16 protein-coding genes are annotated in these 22,444 nt (G+C 63.9%); 6 read left to right on the top strand and 10 right to left on the bottom strand.

Annotated features, from left to right (window positions below):
- Nucleotides 1-58 precede the first annotated feature (58 nt).
- The 3 genes from IVB31_RS06790 to IVB31_RS06800 form a co-directional block, all read right to left on the bottom strand.
- Nucleotides 59-886 carry a tetratricopeptide repeat protein gene (locus IVB31_RS06790; RefSeq protein WP_247320131.1) on the bottom strand — a complete coding sequence of 276 codons (828 nt, stop codon included), beginning with the start codon at nt 884-886 and terminating at the stop codon, nt 59-61.
- 93 nt (nt 887-979) lie between these two features.
- The gene (locus tag IVB31_RS06795) at nt 980-2,482 is read right to left on the bottom strand and encodes a metallophosphoesterase (protein ID WP_247320133.1); all 1,503 of its coding nucleotides are present in this window, start codon (nt 2,480-2,482) and stop codon (nt 980-982) included.
- A gap of 285 nt (nt 2,483-2,767) precedes the next feature.
- Nucleotides 2,768-2,971: a hypothetical protein gene (locus tag IVB31_RS06800; RefSeq protein ID WP_247320135.1), complete on the bottom strand. Its 204-nt coding sequence runs from the start codon at nt 2,969-2,971 to the stop codon at nt 2,768-2,770.
- A gap of 202 nt (nt 2,972-3,173) precedes the next feature.
- Here IVB31_RS06800 and IVB31_RS06805 point away from each other — a divergent pair, with 202 nt between their 5' ends.
- The gene (locus IVB31_RS06805) at nt 3,174-4,547 is read left to right on the top strand and encodes a leucyl aminopeptidase family protein (RefSeq protein ID WP_247320136.1); all 1,374 of its coding nucleotides are present in this window, start codon (nt 3,174-3,176) and stop codon (nt 4,545-4,547) included.
- Nucleotides 4,540-5,406, top strand: coding sequence for an NlpC/P60 family protein (locus IVB31_RS06810; protein ID WP_247320138.1), 867 nt, complete (start codon nt 4,540-4,542; stop codon nt 5,404-5,406). The genes IVB31_RS06805 and IVB31_RS06810 overlap by 8 nt, the downstream gene beginning before the upstream one ends.
- A 6-nt stretch (nt 5,407-5,412) precedes the next feature.
- On the opposite strand, the gene IVB31_RS06815 is transcribed toward IVB31_RS06810, so the two are convergent.
- The 6 genes from IVB31_RS06815 to IVB31_RS06840 all read right to left on the bottom strand — a co-directional run bounded on the left by IVB31_RS06815 (nt 5,413) and on the right by IVB31_RS06840 (nt 13,905).
- Nucleotides 5,413-7,050 carry an ABC transporter ATP-binding protein gene (locus IVB31_RS06815; protein ID WP_247320141.1) on the bottom strand — a complete coding sequence of 546 codons (1,638 nt, stop codon included), beginning with the start codon at nt 7,048-7,050 and terminating at the stop codon, nt 5,413-5,415.
- Between the two features lie 4 nt (nt 7,051-7,054).
- Nucleotides 7,055-8,236, bottom strand: a complete 1,182-nt coding sequence (locus IVB31_RS06820; RefSeq protein WP_247320143.1) for an ABC transporter permease — start codon at nt 8,234-8,236, stop codon at nt 7,055-7,057.
- Nucleotides 8,236-9,345: a microcin C ABC transporter permease YejB gene (locus tag IVB31_RS06825; RefSeq protein WP_247320145.1), complete on the bottom strand. Its 1,110-nt coding sequence runs from the start codon at nt 9,343-9,345 to the stop codon at nt 8,236-8,238. The genes IVB31_RS06820 and IVB31_RS06825 overlap by 1 nt, the downstream gene beginning before the upstream one ends.
- Nucleotides 9,346-9,347: 2 nt before the next feature.
- Nucleotides 9,348-11,222, bottom strand: a complete 1,875-nt coding sequence (locus IVB31_RS06830; RefSeq protein ID WP_247320147.1) for an extracellular solute-binding protein — start codon at nt 11,220-11,222, stop codon at nt 9,348-9,350.
- Nucleotides 11,223-11,236: 14 nt separating this feature from the next.
- Nucleotides 11,237-13,138: an extracellular solute-binding protein gene (locus IVB31_RS06835; protein WP_247320149.1), complete on the bottom strand. Its 1,902-nt coding sequence runs from the start codon at nt 13,136-13,138 to the stop codon at nt 11,237-11,239.
- A gap of 212 nt (nt 13,139-13,350) precedes the next feature.
- Nucleotides 13,351-13,905 (bottom strand): cytochrome c family protein, encoded by a 555-nt coding sequence (locus IVB31_RS06840; RefSeq protein WP_247320150.1) that lies wholly within the window; start codon nt 13,903-13,905, stop codon nt 13,351-13,353.
- A gap of 233 nt (nt 13,906-14,138) precedes the next feature.
- On the opposite strand from IVB31_RS06840, the gene IVB31_RS06845 reads away from it, so the two are divergent.
- Together IVB31_RS06845 and IVB31_RS06850 are read left to right on the top strand one after the other, a co-directional pair.
- Nucleotides 14,139-14,879: a 3-deoxy-manno-octulosonate cytidylyltransferase gene (locus IVB31_RS06845; RefSeq protein WP_247320152.1), complete on the top strand. Its 741-nt coding sequence runs from the start codon at nt 14,139-14,141 to the stop codon at nt 14,877-14,879.
- A gap of 21 nt (nt 14,880-14,900) precedes the next feature.
- A complete protein-coding gene (locus IVB31_RS06850) occupies nt 14,901-15,746 on the top strand; it encodes a prephenate dehydratase (protein ID WP_247320154.1) in 846 nt (281 codons plus the stop codon).
- 7 nt (nt 15,747-15,753) lie between these two features.
- On the opposite strand, the gene IVB31_RS06855 is transcribed toward IVB31_RS06850, so the two are convergent.
- On the bottom strand, nt 15,754-16,770 hold the full coding sequence (locus IVB31_RS06855) for an LLM class flavin-dependent oxidoreductase (RefSeq protein WP_247320157.1): 1,017 nt from the start codon (nt 16,768-16,770) through the stop codon (nt 15,754-15,756).
- A 392-nt stretch (nt 16,771-17,162) separates the two neighbouring features.
- Here IVB31_RS06855 and metF point away from each other — a divergent pair, with 392 nt between their 5' ends.
- Together metF and metH are read left to right on the top strand one after the other, a co-directional pair.
- Nucleotides 17,163-18,083 carry a methylenetetrahydrofolate reductase [NAD(P)H] gene (metF, locus tag IVB31_RS06860; protein ID WP_247320158.1) on the top strand — a complete coding sequence of 307 codons (921 nt, stop codon included), beginning with the start codon at nt 17,163-17,165 and terminating at the stop codon, nt 18,081-18,083.
- 6 nt (nt 18,084-18,089) lie between these two features.
- Nucleotides 18,090-21,941, top strand: coding sequence for a methionine synthase (gene metH, locus IVB31_RS06865; protein WP_247320160.1), 3,852 nt, complete (start codon nt 18,090-18,092; stop codon nt 21,939-21,941).
- The last annotated feature ends 503 nt before the right edge of the window (nt 21,942-22,444 follow it).

Below are 22,444 nucleotides of genomic sequence, written 5' to 3' on the forward strand. Positions count from 1 at the left end.
GTCAGACGCGGGCCGCGCGCGGTCCGCGGACGCCTTCAAGATTGGAAGACACGTCTGATCAGTCGGGCTGGGCGAGCGAAGCTACCGGAGTGCGCTTCGGTGCCCCGCGCGACCCGTCGCTGCGGCTCAGCATTTCCTTGAGATAGGCGACATTGGCCGCCGCCTGGTCCGGCGGCAGGTCCGCCTTCACGATGGTCTCGGCTTCGGCGAAACGGCCCTGGAGACCGACGACCAGACCGAGATTCTGCCGCACCCGCGCGCTTGCGCGCGGCGAGGCGTAGGCTTGCCGCAGCGCGTCTTCGGCCTTCGGCAACTCTCTCGACAACATGTAGGACAGGCCGAGATTGGAAAGCACGCCCGGATCACCCGGCGCGATCTTCAGCGCGCTCGCATAATAGGAGCGCGCTTCCTCGTGACGGCCCATCTGATCGAGCGCGGTACCCTGCACCGAGAGCAGGCGCCAATCCGGGTTGTCGGGCGAATGCGCCTTCGACAGCACGTCGAAAGCCTGCTGGAAATTGCCGTTGTCGGAGAGTGCACGGCCGTATTGAGCCATCAGCGCCTTGTTGCCGGGATTGGCAATGGTCGCCTGCTCGAGCACGGCGGCGGCCTGGGCGCGCTGGCCGTTGGCGCGCAAGGCCTGGCCATAGCCGAGCGCCGCATCGGCGTCCTTGGGATTGGCACGGTAGCGCTCGCCATAGACGTCGACGGCGCGCGCGGGATCGGGGGGAGCGGCCTCCGCGTGCGACCCGGTCGAGCCCGTGACGTCGGAGAGTTTCGACATCGCCGTGCAGCCGCCTAGGCCCATGGCCACCGCCGCGACCAGCGAGGTGGACGCAAGAAGCCGGGCAAGACTGAACCGCTCAAGACTGAACCGTTGACGCATGACGCTTTGACTCTCGAGCCGATTGATCGAGCCGAACGCGCCAGCAATAGACTGTTAACCCTAACGGCCGGTTAACGCCGCGCGGCGCGCCCGTCACCGGGGCGTCTGCGGCGGCACCTTGCCGCCGAGACCCGGATCGAGGCCAAGCGCCTTTGCCTGCGCGTTCAGGTCCCGCAGCCAATGCAGTCGTTGCCGCCCCTCGGCTTCCACATCGATGCCCGGGCGCGCCATCCTCGGCAATTCGCGCCGAAGATCGTCACGATTGACCAGACGCCTCGCGCGGAGCTCGTCGAGCTGAACATCATCGATGCCGAGCACGTTGGCCGATTGCTCGATCAATCGGCGCAGCAGCGATGTCACCGCGGCCGCTGCCTCGACGTCATGCTTGCGCGCAGACCTCGAGAGTTTGCCCTCGAGCTCGGCCCAGACGTGAGAGGTGACAAGATAGACGTGGAGCACGTCGGCCCAATCCACCTCGTCGTCGGCATAGAAGGCGCGGCGCAGCAGGAGCCGGCTGGCGAAAGCTGCGACCTGATCCCGCTTCAGCATCGTGCAGGCGTCGATCTCGATGGCCGACTGGACGGCGGGGTCACGGGAAAAATCCCGCCCGGCCGGCAGCCTGATGACGCCGTGAGGCAGGTTAGAATCGAGCGGCCTGAAGACACCATCGTTGCGTGGCCGCGAGTAGCGCGCAATCTCGAAGCGATACTCCGTGCGGCCGGCATGGGACATCGGGCCGAAATGGATGATGTTGAAGCCGGCATCGTCACCGGCTTGCCCGGTCGATGAGGGACAGGACAAGACGTAGATCGTGCGCCAGAATGCTGCACTGCTCTCGCTCGACGTGGCGCTCGGATCGGGGATCGAATAGCGTGTCAGCCCCTCGACATGCCGGTGTCCGTGCAGAACCAGATCAACGTTGAGGGAAGTCGCCGCTTCGAGGAAGGTCGCTGGCGCGGCGAGATACATCAGCGGCTCGTCGGGCACGCCGAGAAACCGCTTTCCCTCTCCGGTCGCCTGCGGCAGCGGATGATGGTGCAGCGCCAGCACGCGCACCAGGTTTTCCGCCGGCTCGGCATGATCGGCGCGGCCGGCCGACCCAAGGCTGCCCGCGAGCTCGACGCTCAGCCGCGCGGAATCCGCAACCATGGCGCTATAGGCCTTCTGGTCGATATTGCCGCTCGCGAGGGTCGTGAGGCTCGCGCGGTTGGAATCCAGCAGCACCAGATCGAGGCCAGCCTGGCGGTAGTAGACGCTCTTCGAGGTCCGCGGCAGATGCAGGTAATCGTAGGCGTCGTAGCGGCCCGCACGCTGGCTCGGGCGCTTGACGTCGTGATTGCCAGCAATTGCCTGGATGTCGGTGAACAGCCCGGTCTGCCGGAAGGACGCGATGACGGCGAGCGCTTCGTCGAGCGCGCGCGGCGTCGGGTCGTCCACGAGATCGCCCGTGATCAGCAGGATGCGATCGGGGACATCCGCGAAGTCCGCCATCCTCTCGCGAATTGCGGCATTGAGCGTCTCGATCGTCGCGAGCAGCCGGCCCGCCCCGTCCAGATGCAGGTCTGAAATTTGTACGATGACGAACGATCTATCCATTTTGCGCCGCTCATTGCGAATGCTGCGCCGCCCAAACGATGAGAGAAATGCCTTCGATGATCCGGTTCAGTCCGGTATCGACACGGGCCATGATGAACCCGGGTAAGTACCGACTGCGCGCCGCGTTCTTGCGCTCGGTACGGGCAGAACCCGCCGGCACAATTTAAAATATTCGTCAATAATGCCACAACCAGAACGCTAGTAAAGCCCTGCGGCCGCGTTCGCGTGAACGGTAGTTCTCAGCCTAAGATACGAGACCTGGGCGATCATGGTTTCGCCGCCCGATCAATATTCGATGGCAAGCCGCTTGCGAATTTCGTCGATGCGCCTGTCAAGCGCATCGAACCGCGCGTGAACGGAGCGGTCGTGGAGATAGAAGACGTAACCGCCGGCAAGGAACGCGAAGATCCAATGATGATGCTCGACATAGCCGAAAATCGCCTCGACGGCCTGGCCCATGAATGTGACCACGCTCCACACAAATTCCATTGCATTTCCTCCCGGCCGGCTTTGTCGTCGGCCGCCGGTGATGTCCGCACCTGAGGGCCGTTGCCGGAACCTAGCATGGCCCCCTTGCTGCGAGTAGCGGCTCACTGAGCGGTGACGGCAAAGCCGATTGCAGCGGCGGCGAAACTCTGCGAAGTCTCGTCCGTTCGTATGACCCGCTCGATCTGACGATCCGGACCCGCCAATGCCTTCTGTCTTCGAGACGTCGCCCACCGCCATCCCGATCACCTTCGTCACCAAGTCGAGCTGGGATCAGGTCGCCGAGACGCTGCAGCCAGCGCAACGCCAGTTCGCCACCGCGAACGCTTTTGCTGCCAAGCCGGGCGGCTATCTCGCGCTGCCTGCGCCCGATGGCGCGATCGCGCAAGTGTTGTTCGGCCTCGAGGACGAAGGTGCGAGATCGCGCGACCTGTTCCGGCCGGGCGCCCTGGCTAGCCTGCTGCCGCCGGGCGTCTATCGCTTCGCCAATGCACCGCACGATGCACGGCTCGCCGCCCTCGCCTTCGCGCTCGGCAGCTACCGCTTCGCCCGGTACCGCAAGGCGGATCGCCCCGAGGTCCGCCTCGTGCCGCCCGAGGGCGTCGACGCGGCCGAGATCGACCGCATGGCGGACGCTGCGATGCTGGCGCGCAACCTTATCAACACGCCCGCCAATGACATGGGGCCGGAGGAATTGGCCGCCGCCGCGCGGGATCTCGCCGCCGAATTCGGTGCAAGCTTTGCCTGCACCATCGGTGAGGACTTGAAGACGAATTTTCCGCTGATCCACGCCGTCGGCATGGCCTCGGACCGCGCGCCGCGGCTGATCGACTTCAATTGGGGCGACCCGGCTCACCCCAAGGTGACGCTGGTCGGCAAGGGCGTCTGCTTCGATACCGGCGGGCTCGACCTCAAGCCGTCGAGCGGCATGCTGATCATGAAGAAGGACATGGGTGGCGCCGCCAACGTGCTGGCGTTGGCGCGCATGGTGATGGATGCGAAGCTGAAGCTGCGGCTGCGCGTGCTGATTCCGGCCGTGGAGAACGCGGTCGCCGGCAATGCCTTCCGCCCGCTCGACATTTTTACTTCGCGCAAGGGCATCACAGTCGAGATCGGCAACACCGATGCAGAAGGGCGCCTGGTGCTCGCCGACGCGCTGGCGCTGGCCGACGAGGAAGAGCCCGACCTGCTGATCGATCTCGGCACGTTGACGGGAGCCGCACGCGTCGCGCTGGGGCCTGATTTACCGCCCTTTTACACCAATGATGAGACGCTGGCTGCCGACGTCGCGCGTTGCGCTCTGAAGGAGAACGATCCGTTGTGGCGCATGCCGCTGTGGCCGCCTTACGATGCGTGGCTGGACTCCAAGACCGCCACCATCACCAACGCACCGTCCGGCGGCTTCGCCGGCTCGATCATTTGCGCGCTGTTCCTGCAACGCTTCGTCGAGCAGGCCAAAAGCTGGCTCCATGTCGACATCTATGGCTGGACGCCCTCGGCGAAGCCCGCGCGCCCCGAAGGCGGTGAGTGCCAGGCCGCGCGCGCCATTTACGCATTGCTGAGCGAGCGCTATGCCTGATCCAGGACACGATTCGAGCCACGATCCGCGGCTGACGCCAGCGCGGGGCGACCTCGCCGCGAAATATCTCGAAGGCAAGGTGCAGGCGGAGCGCTTCGTCACCGGTGAGGAGTTCGAGATATTCGAAGCGATCGCGCCCGTGCGCGAGCAGCCGTCGTCGAACGCGATGCTGATGACACAAGCGCTGCGCGGCGAGCGCGTCACGGTTTACGATCGCAACGGCGAGGGCTGGGCCTGGGGTCAGCTTGGCGGCGATGGCTATGTCGGCTGGCTGCCGGATGCGGCGCTCATGAAGCCCTCGGCCGCGCCCACCCATATGGTCAGCGCGCTCCGCACGTTTGCGTTCCCCGGTCCCTCGATCAAGCTGCCGCCCGCCGACACGCTGGTGATGGGATCGAAGATCGCGGTCGCGCGCGAGGACGGCAGCTTCGCAGTGACGCGCGAGGGACAATATCTGCCCAAGGTCCACCTCGCCCCGCTTGGTCATCGCGAGCCGGATTTCGTCGCAGTCGCCGAGCGCTTCGTCGGTACGCCCTATCTCTGGGGCGGCAAAAGCAGTTTTGGCATCGATTGCTCGGGCCTGGTGCAGGTTTCGCTGACATCAGCGGGCACCGGGTGCCCGCGCGACAGCGACATGCAGCAGGCGGGCCTCGGCCGCTTGCTGGAGCCGCGTGAGCGAAGCAACCTGCAACGTGGCGATCTGGTCTTCTGGAAGGGCCATGTCGCCATCGTTCGCGACGGCAGCACCGTGATTCACGCCAATGCGCATCACATGGCCACCGTGGTCGAGCCGACCGAGCCGGCAATCGCGCGGATCAAGCAGGCCGGCAGCGAGGTCGTGGCGATCAAGCGGCTCTAGCCGAGGCTACGTCGCGACCGCGCCTCCACCTTCGCTCTCAAGCCGGAACGCCGCCGCAAACAGCGCGCGCGTGTAATCCGTCTTCGGATTCTTGAACAGTTCGGCGGCCTGACCTTCCTCGACCACCTTGCCGCCGCGCATCACGATCAGGTGGCTGGCGAGCGAGGCGACGACGCGCAGATCATGCGAGATGAACATGTAGGTGAGATCACGCCGGCGCTGGAGCTCGCGCAGTAGGTCGACCATCTGCGCCTGGATCAGCATGTCGAGCGCGCTGGTCGGCTCGTCCAGCACCACGAAATCCGGCTCCAGCACCACCGCGCGCGCGATGCTGATGCGCTGACGCTGGCCGCCGGAGAATTCATGCGGATAGCGGTGGCGGGTGTCCGCTTTCAACCCGACATCCTCGAGCGCCTTGACGACGCGCTCCTCGCGCTCCCCGCGCGACAGCCTTGGCTGATGCACGGAGAGACCTTCGGCGACGATGTCAGCAACCGACATGCGCGGGCTGAGCGAGCCGAACGGATCCTGAAACACGATCTGCATGTCGCGCCGGAAGGGCCGCATCTCCTTGAAGCGCAGACCCTGGATATCTTTTCCCAGGAACACGATGCGTCCGTTCGAGGAGATCAGCCGCATCAATGCCAGCCCCAGCGTGGTCTTGCCCGAGCCGGACTCGCCGACAACGCCGAGCGTCTCACCCTTGCGTACGGCGATGCTGACGCCGTCGACCGCCTTGATGTGACCGACCGTCTTGCGCATCAACCCGCGCTTGATCGGGAACCACACTTTCAGGTCGTCGGCCGACATCACCACCGGCGCATCCGGCTGCGGTGGCGCTGGATCCGGCTTCGGTTCCGCGGCAAGCAGATCGCGCGTATAGGGATGCTTCGGGCTTTTGAAGACCTGCTCGACCGGCCCCTGCTCGACGATCTCGCCGCCCTTCATGACGCAGACCTGGTCGGCGATGCGGCGCACGATGCCGAGATCGTGGGTGATGAAGAGCAGGCTCATGCCGAGCCGCGCGCGGATTTCGGCGAGCAACGCCAGGATCTGCGCCTGCACGGTGACGTCGAGCGCCGTGGTCGGTTCGTCCGCGATCAACAGGTCCGGCTCGTTGGCGAGCGCCATCGCGATCATCACGCGCTGGCGCTGGCCGCCGGAGAGCTGGTGCGGATAGCTCTTCAGCCGCGTTTCAGGCTCGGGAATGCCGACCTGCGTCAGCAATTCCAGCGTCCGCCTGCGCGCCTCGGCATTGCTGGTCGGGTTATGGAGCTGGATGATCTCGCCGATCTGCGCCTCGATCGTGTGCAGCGGATTGAGCGAGGTCATCGGCTCCTGGAAAATGATCGAGATGTCGCTGCCGCGAATCTCGCGCATCTCCCGCTCCGACTGGTCGATCAGCTCGCGCCCCTTGAAGCGGATGCTGCCCGAGGGATGCGAGGCGTTCGGATAGGGCAAGAGCTTGAGGATCGAGAGCGCGCTGACCGACTTGCCGGAGCCGGACTCGCCGACCAGCGCCACGCACTCACCGCGCTTGATCTGGAACGAGACCTTGTCGACCGCGAGCGTGGTGGCGCCGCCCTGGTGGAAGGCCACCGAGAGGTCGCGCACGGCAAGCAGGGGCTGGTTGATCGCGTCCATTGGTTTACCTGAACGTCTTGCGCGGGTCGAAGGCGTCGCGCACGGCCTCGCCAATGAAGATCAAGAGTGACAGCATGATCGCGACCGAGAAGAAGCCGGAGAAACCGAGCCAGGGCGCCTGCACGTTGGACTTGCCCTGCGACAGCATCTCGCCGAGCGACGGTGAGCCGGGCGGCAACCCGAAGCCGAGGAAGTCGAGGGCCGTGAGTGTCATGACCGACGAGGAGACGATGAATGGCAGGAACGTCATCGTCGCGACCATCGCGTTCGGCAACAGATGCCGGAACATGATGACCTTGTTCGACACGCCGAGCGCCCGCGCCGCCTGGATGTACTCGAAATTGCGCCCGCGCAGAAATTCCGCGCGCACGAGTCCCACCAGCGATACCCAGGAAAACAACAGCAGGATGCCGAGAAGCACGAAGAAACCGGGCACGAGCACCGACGACAGGATCAGCAGCAGATAGAGCGAAGGGATCGCAGTCCATATCTCGATGAAACGCTGGAACAACAGGTCGATCCAGCCGCCGAAATAGCCCTGCACCGCACCGGCCGCAATGCCGACGACGGAGGAGACGATTGTCAAGCAGAGGCCGAACAGCACCGAGATGCGGAAGCCGTAGATCAGTCGCGCCACCACGTCACGGCCTTGATCGTCGGTGCCGAGCCAGTTGTATTCGAGATCGCGGCAGCCTTTGAGGCCTTTCTTCTCGACGACAGGTTTGCACTGCGCTTCCGTCAGCATCCAGGTCGGCGGCGACGGCGCCGGCGTCGGCAGATCGAGATTGTGGGTGTCGTAGGAGTAGCGGATCAGCGGCCAGACGATGATGCCACCCTTATCCCTGATCAGCTTCTGCAAATAGGGATCGCGATAATCGGCCGCCGTTTCGAAGTCGCCGCCGAAAGTGGTTTCCGAATAGGTGACGACGGACGGCCAGTAGAGACGGCCATCATATTTGATCATGAACGGCCGGTCATTGGCGATCAGCTCCGCGAACAGCGACACCACAAACAGGATCATGAAGATCCAGAACGACCAGTAGCCGCGCCGGTTCGCCTTGAAATTCTGCCAGCGCCGCTTGTTGATCGGCGACGGCACGAACGGTTTGCGCGTGATCGGCACGACGTCGCCGAGCGGCGACTTCGCGGTGGCTTCGATCGGCGTGGTGGGGGCGGCCAGCGTCATCAGACCTCCCGCGCCTCGAAATCGATCCGCGGATCGATCCACATATAGGTCAGGTCGGAGATCAGGTTGATCACGAGGCCGACGAGCGAAAAGATGAAGAGCGTGCCGAACACCACGGGATAGTCGCGGTTGAGAACGCTCTCGAAACTGAGCAGCCCCAGCCCGTCCAGCGAGAAGATGGTCTCGATCAGAAGCGAGCCCGAGAAGAAGGCGTGAATGAAGGTGCTGGGAAAGCCGGCGATGACGATCAGCATCGCGTTGCGGAAGACGTGGCCATAGAGCACCCGATTCTCGCTGCAGCCTTTCGCGCGCGCGGTCATCACATATTGCTTGCGGATCTCGTCCAGAAAAGAGTTCTTGGTCAGGAACGTCATGGTGGTGAACGCGCCGAGCCCCATCGCGATCAGCGGCAACGTCAAATGCCAGAAGTAATCGATGATCTTCCAGTACCAGGGAAATTGCGACCAGCCGTCTGAGGTCAGTCCGCGCAGCGGGAACCAGTTGAAGAACGAGCCTCCGGCAAACAGGATGATCAGGAGGATCGCGAACAGGAAGCCCGGAATAGCGTAGCCGAGCACGAGCACGCTCGACGTCCAGGTGTCGAAGCGCGTTCCGTCCCTGACCGCCTTGCGGATGCCGAGCGGAATCGAGATCAGGTAGGTGAGCAGCGTCAGCCATATCCCCAGCGAGATCGAGACCGGCAACTTCTCCTTGACGAGCTGCAGGACGCTGACGTCGCGAAAATAGCTCTTGCCGAAGTCGAAGCGGGCGAAGTTCCACACCATCAGGGCGAAGCGTTCCGGCGCCGGCTTGTCGAAGCCGAACTGCTTCTCCAGCTTCTTGATGAAATCAGGATCGAGCCCCTGCGCGCCGCGATATTTCGAGTTGATGGCATCGCCGCCGGCGCCCAGCTGCCCGGGCGCGCGCTGTGCAAAGTCGCTGCCGCCTGAAATGCGCGAGGTCCCGCCGGTGTCGGCGCCGGACAGCTGCGCGATCACGCGCTCCACCGGACCGCCCGGCGCGAACTGCACGACGACGAAGGAGACGAAGAGGATCCCGAGCAGGGTCGGGATCATCAGCAGGATGCGGCGGGCGATGTAGGCGCTCATGGCTATTTCGCCTGCTCGAGCTTGGCGGCCTTGGCGCGGTCGAACCACCAGATGTCGGGAGCGCCGACGCCATTGGCATAACGCGGCTGCTTCTGCGGATGACTGAACTGATCCCAATAAGCGAGCCGGTGCGTCTTGTTATACCATTGCGGCACCCAATAGCGGCCGGCGCGGAACAGACGGTCGAAGGCACGGCAGGCGACGGTCAATTCCTCGCGGTTGTCGGCCGTCATGATTTTCTCGATCATGGCGTCGATCGCCGGGCTGGCGACGCCCGCGAGATTGTAAGAGCCCTTGGTTGCCGCGACCTGCGACGAAAAGAACGCGCGCATGGCATCGCCCGGCGTCGCCGACATGCTGAAGCGCTGGATCGTCATGTCGAAATCGAAATCTTCCTGGCGCGCCTTGTGTTGCACGGCATCGACGAGACGCACGCTCGCCTCGATGCCGAGCGTCGCGAGGTTCTTGACGTAGGGCGCATGGTGCGGCTGGAAGGAAGGCTCGTCCAGCAGAAACTCGATCTTGAACACCTCTCCGTTCGGCAACACCCGCTTGCCGTCCTTGATCGGAAGGCCGGCCTCGCTCAGCAGTTGCTGCGCCTTTCGCAACAGGCTGCGATCCAGCCCGGAGCCGTCAGAAACCGGCGGTGTAAACGGCGCGGCGAACACTTCGTCGGGAACCTGGCCGCGAAACGGCTTCAGCAGCTTGAGCTCGTCCGGCGGAGGAGGCCCGTCGCTCGCCATCAGGTCCGAATTCTGGAACGGCGACACCGTCCGGGCATAGGCGCCGTACATGATGGTCTTGTTGGTCCATTCGAAGTCGAAAGCATCGATCAGGGCCTCGCGCACGCGCGGATCCCTGAACTTGTCGCGCCGCGTGTTGATGAACCAGCCTTGCGCGCCGGACGGCGTGTCGTCGGGCACGATCTCCAGTTTGACGCGACCATCCTTCACTGCAGGGAAGTCATAGCGCGTCGCCCAGAGGCGGGAAGTAAACTCCTCGCGGTAGAGATAGTTCTTGCCGGTAAATCCCTCGAAGGCGACGTCGCGGTCGCGATAAAACTCATAGCGCACGATTTCGAAATTGTAGCTGCCGCGGCATGGCGGCAGATCGGCAGCCCACCAGTCCTTCACCCGCTCGAACTCGATGTAGCGATTGACCTCGAATTTCCCGACCTTGTACGGGCCCGAGCCCAGCGGAATCTCCAGAGACGTTTCGTCGAAGGCGCGAGATGCATAATAGGCTTTCGAGAAAATCGGCAGGCTCGCGACATAAAGCGGCACGTCGCGCGCCCGTCCCTTGGCAAAGCTGACGACGAGGGTCGCATCGTCGATCGCTTCCGCGCTGACCATGTCGCGCATCTGCACGATGATCAGCGGATGGCCCTTGGTCTTCAGCGCCGTCAGCGAAAACGCCGCGTCGTGCGCGGTGAGCTTCGTGCCGTCGTGGAATTTCGCCTCGGGCCGCATCGTGAAGCGATAGACCAGCCTGTCCGGTGATATCCGCACGGATTTGGCGGCAAGCCCGTACATCGCGTCCGGCTCGTCATTTGCACGCACCATCAGCGGCGCAAACGTCATGTCCATGCCTTGCGCGCCGTCACCCTTGAGGATGAAGGCGTTGAGCGAGTTGAAGGTCTGGTAGGACTGGTTGTACGCGCGCACCGACGGAATCAGCGAGAACGTACCGCCCTTCGGCGCATCGACATTCACGTAGTCGAAATGGTGGAAGTCGGCGGGATATTTGAGGTCGCCGAACGCCGAGATGCCGTGCGCCTCGGCGGGCATTTCGGACGCTGTCGCGCCCCGGAGCCAGGCAGCGCTGAACGCGCCGCCGGCACCCAGCGCCAACACATGCCGGCGTGAAAGCTGCGCCATGCGAGAAATGCCCCTCACGACTTCTTTGCGATCCGCGCCGCCTTGTCTGCGTCGTACCACCAGATGAACGGGAAGCCGGACTGACCGTATTTGGGCAACTCCGCCGGCCGGCCGAAGCGGTCCCAGCGCGCGGTGCGGACCTTCGTATAAGTCCACTGCGGCACCACGTAGTGATTCCACAGCAGCACGCGGTCGAGTGCCTTGGTTGCCGCAACGAGATCGTCGCGCCCCTTGGCGTAGATCACCTGCTCGATCAGCTTGTCGACGGCCGGGTTCTTGATGCCGGTAATATTGCGCGACCCCGCGATGTCGGCCGTCTTCGACGACCAGAACTCGCGCTGCTCGTTGCCTGGCGATTGCGACTCGCCCCAGGAGTTGGTGACGATGTCGAAATCCCACTCGCGAGTCCTGTTCTCGTATTGGGTCGGATCGACGGTCCGTACGCTGACGGCGATGCCGAGCCGTTCCAGCGAGGGCTTGTAGAACAGCGTGATCCGTTCGAAGCTAGGATCCGAGTTCAGCAATTCGATGGAGAACTGAGCGCCGGTCTTGACGTCGATCAGCTTGCGGTCGCGCACCTCGTAGCCGGCTTCCTTGAACAGGCGCAGCGCCTCGCGCAGATTGTCGCGCACGGCTTCCGGACTACCGCCGACCGGATTGCTGTAGGCCGTCGTGAAGACCTCGGGCGGAACCTCGGCGCGGACGGTCTCGAGGATCTCGAGCTCTTTTCCCTGCGGCAAGCCGGTCGCCATGAGCTCGTCGATGCCGTCGAAATAACTGCTGACGCGCTTGTACTGACCGTAGAAGATCTGCTTGTTCATCTCCTCGAAGTCAAACGCGTAGTTGAGCGCACGACGCACGCGCGGATCCCCAAACTTGGCGCGGCGCAGGTTCGGCACGAACGCCTGCATGACGCCCGAGCTGCGATTGGCGAATTCCTCGAGGATCACGCGCTTTTCGGTCACGGCCGGGAAGTCGTAGGCCGTCGCCCAGTTCTTCGCGCTGTTCTCGGTGCGCCAGTCGACCTGATCGGCCTTGAAAGCCTCGATCGCCACGGTGGCGTCGCGGAAATACTCGTAGCGCATCTCGTCGAAATTATTGCGGCCCACATTGGCGGCGAGGTCGCGCCCCCAATAGTCCTTGACGCGCTCCAGCGCGATCGATCGTCCGGCGACGAACTCCTTGATCCTGTAAGGGCCCGAACCCAGAGGCACTTCGAGCGTGGTGGCGGAGACGTCGCGCTTGCGGCCCTGCGCGTCGGTCCCCTCCCACCAATGCTTCGGCAGGACCGTGAGCTGCCCGACGATCTGCGGCAGTTCGCGGTTGCCCGGCGCGTCGAACACGAACTTCACCTCGCGTTCGCCGACCTTCTCGGCCTTCGTCACATGGCTGTAATAGGCCGAGTACTGCGGGTGGTGCTTCTTGAAGGAATCCAGCGAGAAGATCACGTCGTCGGCGGTGACAGGCTTGCCGTCATGCCATTTGGCCTCGGACCGCAAACGATAGGTGACGAAGGAAAAATCGTCCGGGTGGCTGACGGCTTCGGCCAGCGCGCCGTATTCGGTCGAGACTTCGTCGAGCGAGGCCGTTGTGAGGGATTCATAGATGAACGCCACGGCACCGGCGACCTGCCCCTTTACGCCAGAGACGACGATGTTGAAATTGTCGAATGTGCCGACGGCGATCTGGCGCGCGACGCCGCCTTTGGGCGCGTCCGGATTGACGTAGTCGAAACGCTTGAAGTCAGCGGGATACTTGACCTTTCCGAACAGCGAGAGCGCGTGGCGCCAAGTGAGCTCACTGGCAGACTGCGCCTCGGCCGCGCCGACGACGGGAATGCCCGCTACGGAACCGAGGGCGGGCAGCGCTGCGGCAGCAGTGCCGGTGAGCAGGAGATCGCGTCGGGTAATGGCCAAATCAACATTCCTGTCTTGAAGGAGGCTACTCCTTTAAGGTCCCAATATAGGCGAGGTTTCGACGGAATATGTTGCTTTTTCCTCATCTTGGAAGCCCGACCGCCCCTCCCATGCGGCCAAACGCCCCGATAAACTCACCGCGAGGCCCGGATAAGGAAACGGCCAGGCTTTTCAGCCTGGCCGCATATTCCAAGACTGATTGCCGAAAGACCTTATTTCGCCGCGGTGGGCAGCGGCTTCGGGCTGTCGGAGAGGCTGTTCAAATAGGCGATCACGTCGGCGCGCTCGCTATCCTTCGGGATGCCGGCGAAACCCATCGCGGTGCCGGGGATGTAACCCTTCGGATTGGCGATAAACTTGTTGAGCGCATCGAAATCCCAGGCGCCGCCCTTGCCCTTCATCGCGGCCGAGAAGTTGAAGCCGCCACGGCCCTCGCCGACATGATCGCCGACGACGCCGTAGAGGTTCGGACCGACGCGGTTCGGGCCGCCCTTCTCGAACGTGTGGCAGGCGCCGCACTTCTTGGCGGCGGAGGCGCCCTTCTCGACCGAGGCGGTCTGGAGCAGCTTTTCGATCGGCTCGGAGGGCGCAGCAGCGGCCGCAGCACCACCCTCGTGGCCGGCCACTTCCTTCACGGCGATCTCGAAGCCCGGCTTTTCCGGCATCTTGGGCGAGAACAGCGCGCTCGCGGTGAAGCTCGTCACCAGCAGGATGAGACAGGTGCCGAGCACGGCACCGAGAATCTTGTTGAGTTCGAAAGAGTCCATTTCCGGCTAGGCCCCACACCGCAAGAAGGAAACAGCGGCCGAGCGGCCGCCAGGACGAGCCTCGGGAGAATCAAATGGTCCTTCTTGTTTCCCCGAGTTTTGCCATTGAGATATCGGTTTGCCCGGGGTCTGGCAACCCGTATAAGCGACCCCGCCTTGTGCCCGTCCCCACCCCATTTCTCGGTGCGGAAAACGTACCCTTTCCAGGCCCCTGAACCCAAACCTTTGAACCCATGACCGACCCCCGCATCCTGGTGCTGATCCCGGCCCGCATGGCGGCCACCCGCCTGCCCGGCAAGCCGCTCGCCGATATCGCGGGCCTGCCGATGATCGTGCACGTGATGCGTCGCGCCGAAGCCGCCGGCATCGGCCGGGTCGCGGTTGCAACCGACACCGCCGAGATCGCCTCCGTCGTATCCGCTCATGGCGGCGAGGCCGTGATGACTCGCTCGGAGCACCCCTCCGGCTCGGACCGCATCCACGAGGCCATGCGGAAGCTCGATCCGGACGGCAAGGCCGAGATCGTGGTCAATCTCCAGGGCGATTTCCCCACGATCACGATCGACAATATTCGCGAGGTGCTGCAGCCGCTGCAAGACCCCGCCGTGGACATCGCAACACTGGCCTCCCAGATCCACACCGAGGAGGAGGACCTCGCGCCGAGTGTCGTGAAGGCCGTGGGAACCTCGCTCGGAGGCCGGCGGATGCGCGCACTTTATTTCACCCGCGCCACGGCGCCGACCGGGGACGGACCGCGCTACCACCATATCGGTCTCTACGCCTATCGCCGCGCCGCGCTGGAGCGTTTCGTCGCGCTGCCGCCCTCGCCGCTGGAATTGCAGGAGAAGCTCGAGCAGCTCCGGGCGCTGGAAGCCGGAATGCGCATCGACTTTACCGTCGTCGATACCGTGCCTCGCGGGGTCGACACGCCTGCGGACCTCGAGACCGCGCGCAGCATCCTTTCCAAATCCTGAGCCGCTGCTACAAGGCCCGTCATGAGCAAGCTGAAAATCGCATTCCAGGGCGAACCGGGAGCCAATTCCCACATCGCCATCGTCGAGGCCTATCCCGACGCCGAACCGATGCCCTGCGCCACTTTCGAGGACGCGCTGTCGGCGATCTCGTCGGGCGAGGCCGATCTCGGCATGATCCCGATCGAGAACTCGGTCGCGGGCCGCGTCGCCGACATCCATCATCTGCTGCCGGCCTCAGGCCTTTTCATCATCGGCGAATGGTTCTTGCCGGTCCGCCACCAGCTGATGGCGGTGAAAGGCACAAAGCTCGAAGACATCAAGAGCGTCGAGAGCCATGTCCACGCGCTCGGCCAGTGCCGGCGCATCATCCGCAAGCTCGGCATCAAGCCGATCGTGCACGCCGATACCGCCGGCAGCGCCCGCGACATCTCCGAGCGCAACGACAAGAGCGTCGCCGCGATCGCCTCGCGCCTTGCCGCAAAAATCTACGGCCTCGACATCCTCGCCGAGGACATCGAGGACGAGGCACACAACACCACGCGCTTCGTGGTGCTGGCGCGCGAGCCGAAATGGGCCGCGCAAAGCTCCGGGCCGCTGGTCACCACTTTTGTATTTCGCGTGCGCAATTTGCCGGCCGCGCTCTACAAGGCGCTCGGCGGCTTTGCCACCAACGGCGTCAACATGACCAAGCTCGAAAGCTACATGGTCGACGGCAATTTCTTCGCCACCCAGTTTTACGCCGACGTCGACGGCCACCCCGATGACAAGGGCCTCGCGTTTGCGATCGAGGAGCTGAAATTCTTCTCGCGCGAATTCCGCATCGTCGGCGTGTATCCGGGGCACCCGTTCCGGGCGACGATGGAATAGCCTCGGCCTAGGCCGCCTGCATCGCCAATCCGAACGCCTCCGCCAGCAGCGAATAAGACTTCTTTCGCGCCTCGTGATCATACACCGCGGTGATCACCATCAACTCGTCCGGCTTGCTGGCGTCGATCAGCGGCTGCAGCGTCTTCTGCACGGTCGCGGGACTGCCGACGAACAGGCGCGAGCGGTTGCGGAGCATCGAGGTGCGCTCGGAATCCGTATAGGGATATGCCAGCGCTTCCTCCACACTCGGCAGCGGAAGATACTGGCCGCGGTCGCGGCGCAGGCGGTTGAGGTCGAACGAGGTCGCGAGCTTTTCTGCCTCCTCATCGGTGTCCGCCGTGATGATTGCGACGGCCAGGATCGCGCGGGGGCTCGCGCTCCAGGCCGACGGCTGAAAGCGGTTACGGTAATGTACCATCGCGTCGATCGCATCGTGAGACGCGAAATGATGGGCGAAGGCGAAGCCCATGCCGACTTGGGCCGCGAGCTCCGAGGAATAATCGCTGGAGCCGAGCAGCCAGATCGGTGGCAACGGCGTATCGTCGGGCATGGCGACGACGTTGTGGTAGGGATGGCCCGAGGGGAATTCCCGGGTCTGCCACAGGATCAATTCGTGCAGCCGCTCGAGGAAATCGTCGCCTTCACGGCGATCGAGCCGGCTACGCAGCGCATAGGCCGTGGCACCGTCGGTGCCGGGGGCGCGGCCGAGACCGAGGTCGATGCGGCCGGGAAACAACGCCTCCAGCATCTTGAAGCGCTCGGCCACGACCAGCGGCGCGTGATTGGGCAGCATCACGCCGCCGGAACCGACGCGGATGTGGTTCGTCACCGCCGCGATCTGCCCGATCATCACGTCGGGCGCCGGGCTCGCGACGGAGGCGAGGTTGTGATGCTCGGCGAGCCAATAGCGGACATAGCCGAGCCCATCGACATGACGCGCCAGATCGATGCTGTTGCGCAGCGCAGCGGCGGGCTTGGTGCCTGTGGTGACGACCGAGAGGTCGAGGACTGAGAGCGGGATCATGGCGCGCTAAATTAGTGGAGCGCAGCGCGGCGGCAATGGGCAGGCCGCGCAGGTCAGACGTGCGGGCCGCGAGTCGCCACGGCCTGCGCGAGCTGTTGGGCCAAACGACCTCTCCATCATATAAAACTCAAATTGCCCACAACCAGAGCTGAACGAAAAAATTACCCGGCGCCTTATCAACAACTTGAAATATCGAAGTATTTTTCGATGCCAACCCTTCCCACGATTGAACGGATGGGCATCAAAATTCTACATAATGCACGAGAAGTGGGCCACTTCCCATCAGCGATGGGCTGTCGATCAGACCGCCTTTACCCTATCTTGGACGTCCGAAGCTAGAGCTGACCGCCGGCCGCCAAAACCTGGCGAATAATCTGGAGCGAGTGGTGCCCATGACTGACGTGACGATTCCTGCCCAAGCCGACGGGCAAGACGGGCACCTGAAGCGGCCTGCGATCTCCTTCGAATTCTTTCCGCCCAAGACCGAAGATATGGAGCGGAATCTCTGGGACACCATCAACCGGCTGGCCCCGCTCGACCCGAAATTCGTCTCGGTGACTTATGGCGCCGGCGGCTCGACCCGTGAGCGCACCCACTCGACGATCTCGCGCATTCTGAAGGAGACCGCGCTGCTGCCGGCCGCGCATCTCACTTGCGTCGGTGCCTCGCGCGGCGAGATCGACGAGATCGTCGATCGCTATCACGAGGTCGGCGTTCGCCACATCGTCGGCCTGCGCGGCGACCCGCCCGCCGGCATCGGCACGGCCTATTGCAGCCATCCCGACGGATACCAGACGTCCGCCGCGCTCGTCGCCGGCATCAGGAAGCGGCACGGCGATATCGAGGTCTCGGTCTCGGCCTACCCCGAGAAGCACCCCGAGGCGCGCGACTTCGACGATGATATCGACACGCTGAAGGCCAAGGTCGATGCGGGCGCGACGCGCGCGATCACCCAGGTGTTCTTCGATAACGATCTCTACTTCCGCTATCTCGACCGCGTCCGCGCCCGCGGCATCAACATTCCGATCGTGCCGGGCATCATGCCCATGCACAATTTCAAGCAGGCGAGAGCCTTCGTCACCCGCGCCGGCACCACCGTGCCGGACTGGTTCGCCGCGAAATTCGAGGGCCTCGACGACGATGCCGAGACCCGCAAGCTGGTGGCGGCGACCGTCGCGGCCGGCCAGGTGCAGAAGCTCGCCAAGCGCGGCGTCGACACCTTCCATTTTTACACCATGAACCGCGCCGATCTCGTGTTCGCGATCAGCCATTTGCTCGGCATCCGCGCCAAGAGCGCGCAGAAGGCGGCGTAAGACAACATGACCGTATCCACCTCTTCCAAGCGAACCGCCCTGCTCAACGCCGCGCGCGAGCGTATTCTCGTGCTCGACGGCGCCATGGGCACGATGATCCAGAACCTCCAGTTCGACGAGGCCGCCTTCCGCGGCGAGCGCTTCAAGAATTTCCATCGCGATTTGCGCGGCAACAACGACCTCTTGATCCTGACCCAGCCGCAGGCGATCGAGGACATCCACGCCGCGTATTTGCGCGCCGGTGCCGATATCGTCGCCACCAACACCTTCTCCACGACCTCGATCGCGCAGGCCGATTACGACCTCACCGACATCGTCTACGAGATGGCGCGCGAGGGCGCCCGCCTCGCCGGCAACGCCGCAAGGCGCGTCGAGGCCGAGGACGGCAAGCCGCGCTTCGTCGCCGGCGCCGTCGGACCGACCAACCGCACCGCCTCGATCTCGCCCGACGTTTCCAATCCCGGCTACCGCGCCGTCACCTTCGACGATCTGCGCAAATCCTATGGCGAACAGATCAACGGCATGCTCGACGGCGGCGTCGATCTGCTGCTGGTCGAGACCATCTTCGACACCCTGAACGCCAAGGCGGCGCTCTACGCGATCGCCGAGATCACCGAGCAGCGCGGCATCGACATGCCCGTGATGGTGTCGGGCACCATTACCGACAAATCCGGCCGCCTGCTGTCCGGCCAGTTGCCGGAAGCGTTCTGGCATTCGGTGCAGCACGCCAAGCCCGTCACGATCGGCTTCAACTGCGCGCTCGGCGCGGAAGATCTGCGCGCGCATATCGCCGATATCGGCCGCGTCGCCGACACGCTTGTGTGTGCTTATCCCAATGCCGGCCTGCCCAACGAGTTCGGCCAGTATGACGAGACCCCGGAATACATGGCGCGCCTGGTCGGCGAGTTCGCGCGTGACGGCCTCGTCAACATCGTCGGCGGCTGCTGCGGCACCACGCCGGACCATATCGCTGCGATCGCGGCCGCGGTCGCCCCGCACAAGCCGCGAATCGTGCCGAAGATCGAACCGCGCTTGAGGCTCTCCGGCCTCGAGCCGTTCATCCTGACGGACGCGATCCCGTTCGTGAATGTCGGCGAGCGCACCAACGTCACCGGCTCCGCCCGCTTCCGCAAGCTGGTCACGGCCGGCGACTACACCGCCGCGTTGCAGGTCGCGCGCGACCAGGTCGAGAACGGCGCGCAGATCATCGACGTCAACATGGACGAGGGTCTGCTCGACTCCGAAGCGGCCATGGTGACCTTCCTCAACCTCGTCGCCGCCGAGCCAGACATCGCCCGCGTGCCCGTGATGGTCGATTCCTCGAAATTCTCCGTGATCGAGGCTGGCCTGAAATGCGTGCAGGGCAAGCCGGTCGTCAACTCGATCTCGATGAAGGAAGGCGAGGAAAAATTCATTCACGAGGCCAACATCGCCCGCCGCCACGGCGCGGCTGTCGTGGTGATGGCGTTCGACGAGGTCGGCCAGGCCGACACGTTCGCGCGCAAGACCGAGATCTGCAAGCGCGCCTACGACATCCTGGTCAACCGCGTTGGCCTCCCGCCGGAAGACATCATCTTCGATCCGAATATTTTCGCGATCGCGACCGGCATCGAGGAGCACAACAATTACGGCGTCGACTTCATCGAGGCGACGCGCTGGATTCGCAAGAACCTTCCTGGCGCGCACATCTCGGGCGGCGTCTCCAATCTGTCATTCTCGTTCCGCGGCAACGAGCCGGTACGCGAGGCCATGCACTCGGTGTTCCTGTATCATGCCATCAAGGCCGGCATGGACATGGGCATCGTCAATGCCGGGCAGATGATCGTCTATGACGACATCGATCCCGAATTGCGGCAGGTGTGCGAGGACGTCATCCTCAACCGCGACCCCGGCGCGTCCGAGCGCCTGCTGGCGCTCGCGGAAAAATTCCGCGGCAACAAGACCCAGACCAAGGAAGCCGATCTCGCATGGCGCGAATGGCCGGTGGCGAAGCGGCTGTCGCATTCGCTTGTGCACGGCATCACCGAGTTCATCGAGCAGGATACCGAAGAGGCCCGCAAGGGGTCGAAACGCCCGCTTGACGTGATCGAGGGGCCGCTGATGGCCGGCATGAACGTCGTCGGCGATCTCTTCGGCGACGGCAAGATGTTCTTGCCGCAGGTCGTCAAGTCCGCGCGCGTAATGAAGCAGGCGGTGGCCTGGCTGATGCCGTTCATGGAGGAAGAGAAGGCGCGTAACGCCGCCAACGGCATCGACGCGGGCAAAAGCTCGTCCGCCGGCAAGATCGTGCTCGCGACCGTCAAGGGCGACGTCCACGACATCGGCAAGAACATCGTCGGCATCGTGCTCCAGTGCAACAATTACGAGGTCATCGATCTCGGCGTGATGGTGCCCGCAGCCAAGATCGTCGAGACCGTGAAGGCGGAGAAGGCCGACATCGTCGGTCTCTCCGGCCTGATCACGCCTTCGCTCGACGAGATGGCGTTCTTCGCCGGCGAATTGCAGCGCGAAGGCCTGAAGCTGCCGCTCTTGATCGGCGGCGCCACGACGAGCCGCGTGCATACGGCGGTCAAGATCGACCCGAGCTATCGGGCCGGTCCCGTGGTGCATGTCAACGACGCCAGCCGCGCCGTCGGTGTCGCCTCCTCGCTGCTCTCGCCGGAGAAGCGCGAGGCCTATGCCGCCGAGGTGCGCGCCGAATACGCAAAGATCTCCGATGCGCATTTTCGCGCGCAGGCCGACAAGAAGCGGCTGAAGCTGGCCGTGGCCCGCGCCAACCGCGTTCCGGTTGATTTCACCGCAAACAGGCCCGTCAAGCCGACCTTCCTCGGCATCCGCAGTTTTGACGATTACGATCTCGCCGAGCTGGTGCCCTATATCGACTGGACGCCGTTCTTCCAGACCTGGGAGCTCGCCGGACGCTTTCCCGCGATTCTCGACGATGCCAAGGTCGGCGAAGTCGCACGCTCACTCTACGACGACGCGCGCAAGATGCTCGATCTTATCGTCAAGGAAAAATGGTTCCGGGCGCGCGCCACCGTGGGCTTCTGGCCGGCGAACGCGCAAGGCGACGACATCGTGCTCTATGCCGACGAGAGCCGCACCAAGGCGATCGCGACGCTGCACACGCTGCGCCAGCAACTCGAGAAGCGCGAGGGTCGCTTCAACGCGGCGCTGTCCGACTTCATCGCGCCCGTCGGCACCGGCGTGCCCGATTATGTCGGCAGCTTCGTCGTCACCGCCGGGATCGGCGAGGACGTGATTGCCGACCGCTTCAAGATGGCCAATGACGACTACTCGTCGATCCTGTGCAAGGCCCTGGCCGACCGCCTCGCGGAAGCCTTCGCCGAACGGATGCATGCCCGCGTGCGCCGCGAGTTCTGGGCCTATGCGCCGGACGAGGCGCTCTCCAACGAGGAGATGATCCTGGAGAAGTATCAGGGCATCCGCCCCGCGCCAGGCTATCCCGCGCAGCCCGATCACACCGAGAAGGCGACGTTGTTCGAACTGCTCGACGCGGAAGCCACCGCGGGCGTGAAGCTGACGGAGAGCTTTGCGATGTGGCCGGGCAGCAGCGTGTCCGGGCTCTATTTCGCGAACCCAGAGAGCTATTATTTCGGCGTCGGCAAGATCGAGCGCGACCAGGTCGAGGACTATGCCGCGCGCAAGGGCATGAGCGTCGCGGAAACCGAGCGCTGGCTCGCGCCGGTCTTGAACTACATCCCCTCGCGAGAGGACAAGGCCTTCGCGGCGACAGCGGCGAATGACGAGACGGCAAAGGATCTCGCCTCGCATCCGCCGGGCTGCACCTGCGCGGTGCATCTGGTTTGGCAAAAGAAGCGCGCGGGCGCGGGCTAGGTCCGCCCTCACTCAAAAACTGAAAAACAACCCCATGCACAGTAGCGATGGGGTTGAAATGCCTTGGGATTTTTCTGCCCGCGCGCGGCGGTTGCACCGTCGGGCAAAACACCTGTAATATTCCATCATCGTCGGCCGTGGCACTTCCGTATTCCGGCGGATGCGAGTGCTTCCTCATCCCTTCGGCAGCATCGGCTGCTCCGCAATCTGAAACGATGTGGCTCGTCGGAACGCTCGGCATGCGCGCTCAGCCACGCGCCTTGTCGACCTCTCGCCTCAACATTTCGTGTTCTGCGGAAAACGGGCACTTGTGAACTCGATCACTTGTCCGCTCAACCTCGATTCGATACTCTCTCGGCATACTACCTTCAAACCAATATTGTTTGGGGTCGAGCACATGAAACAGTTCACGATGCTGTTCGTCGCCGCGATCGCCGTTTGTCTGCTGCCCACGATTGCCGCGGCCGAATGTCCGGGAGGATACGTGCCATGCGGCGAGAAAG

Origin of the sequence: Bradyrhizobium sp. 21 (genome assembly GCF_023073335.1) — a bacterium.
Taxonomy (GTDB): Bacteria; Pseudomonadota; Alphaproteobacteria; order Rhizobiales; family Xanthobacteraceae; genus Bradyrhizobium.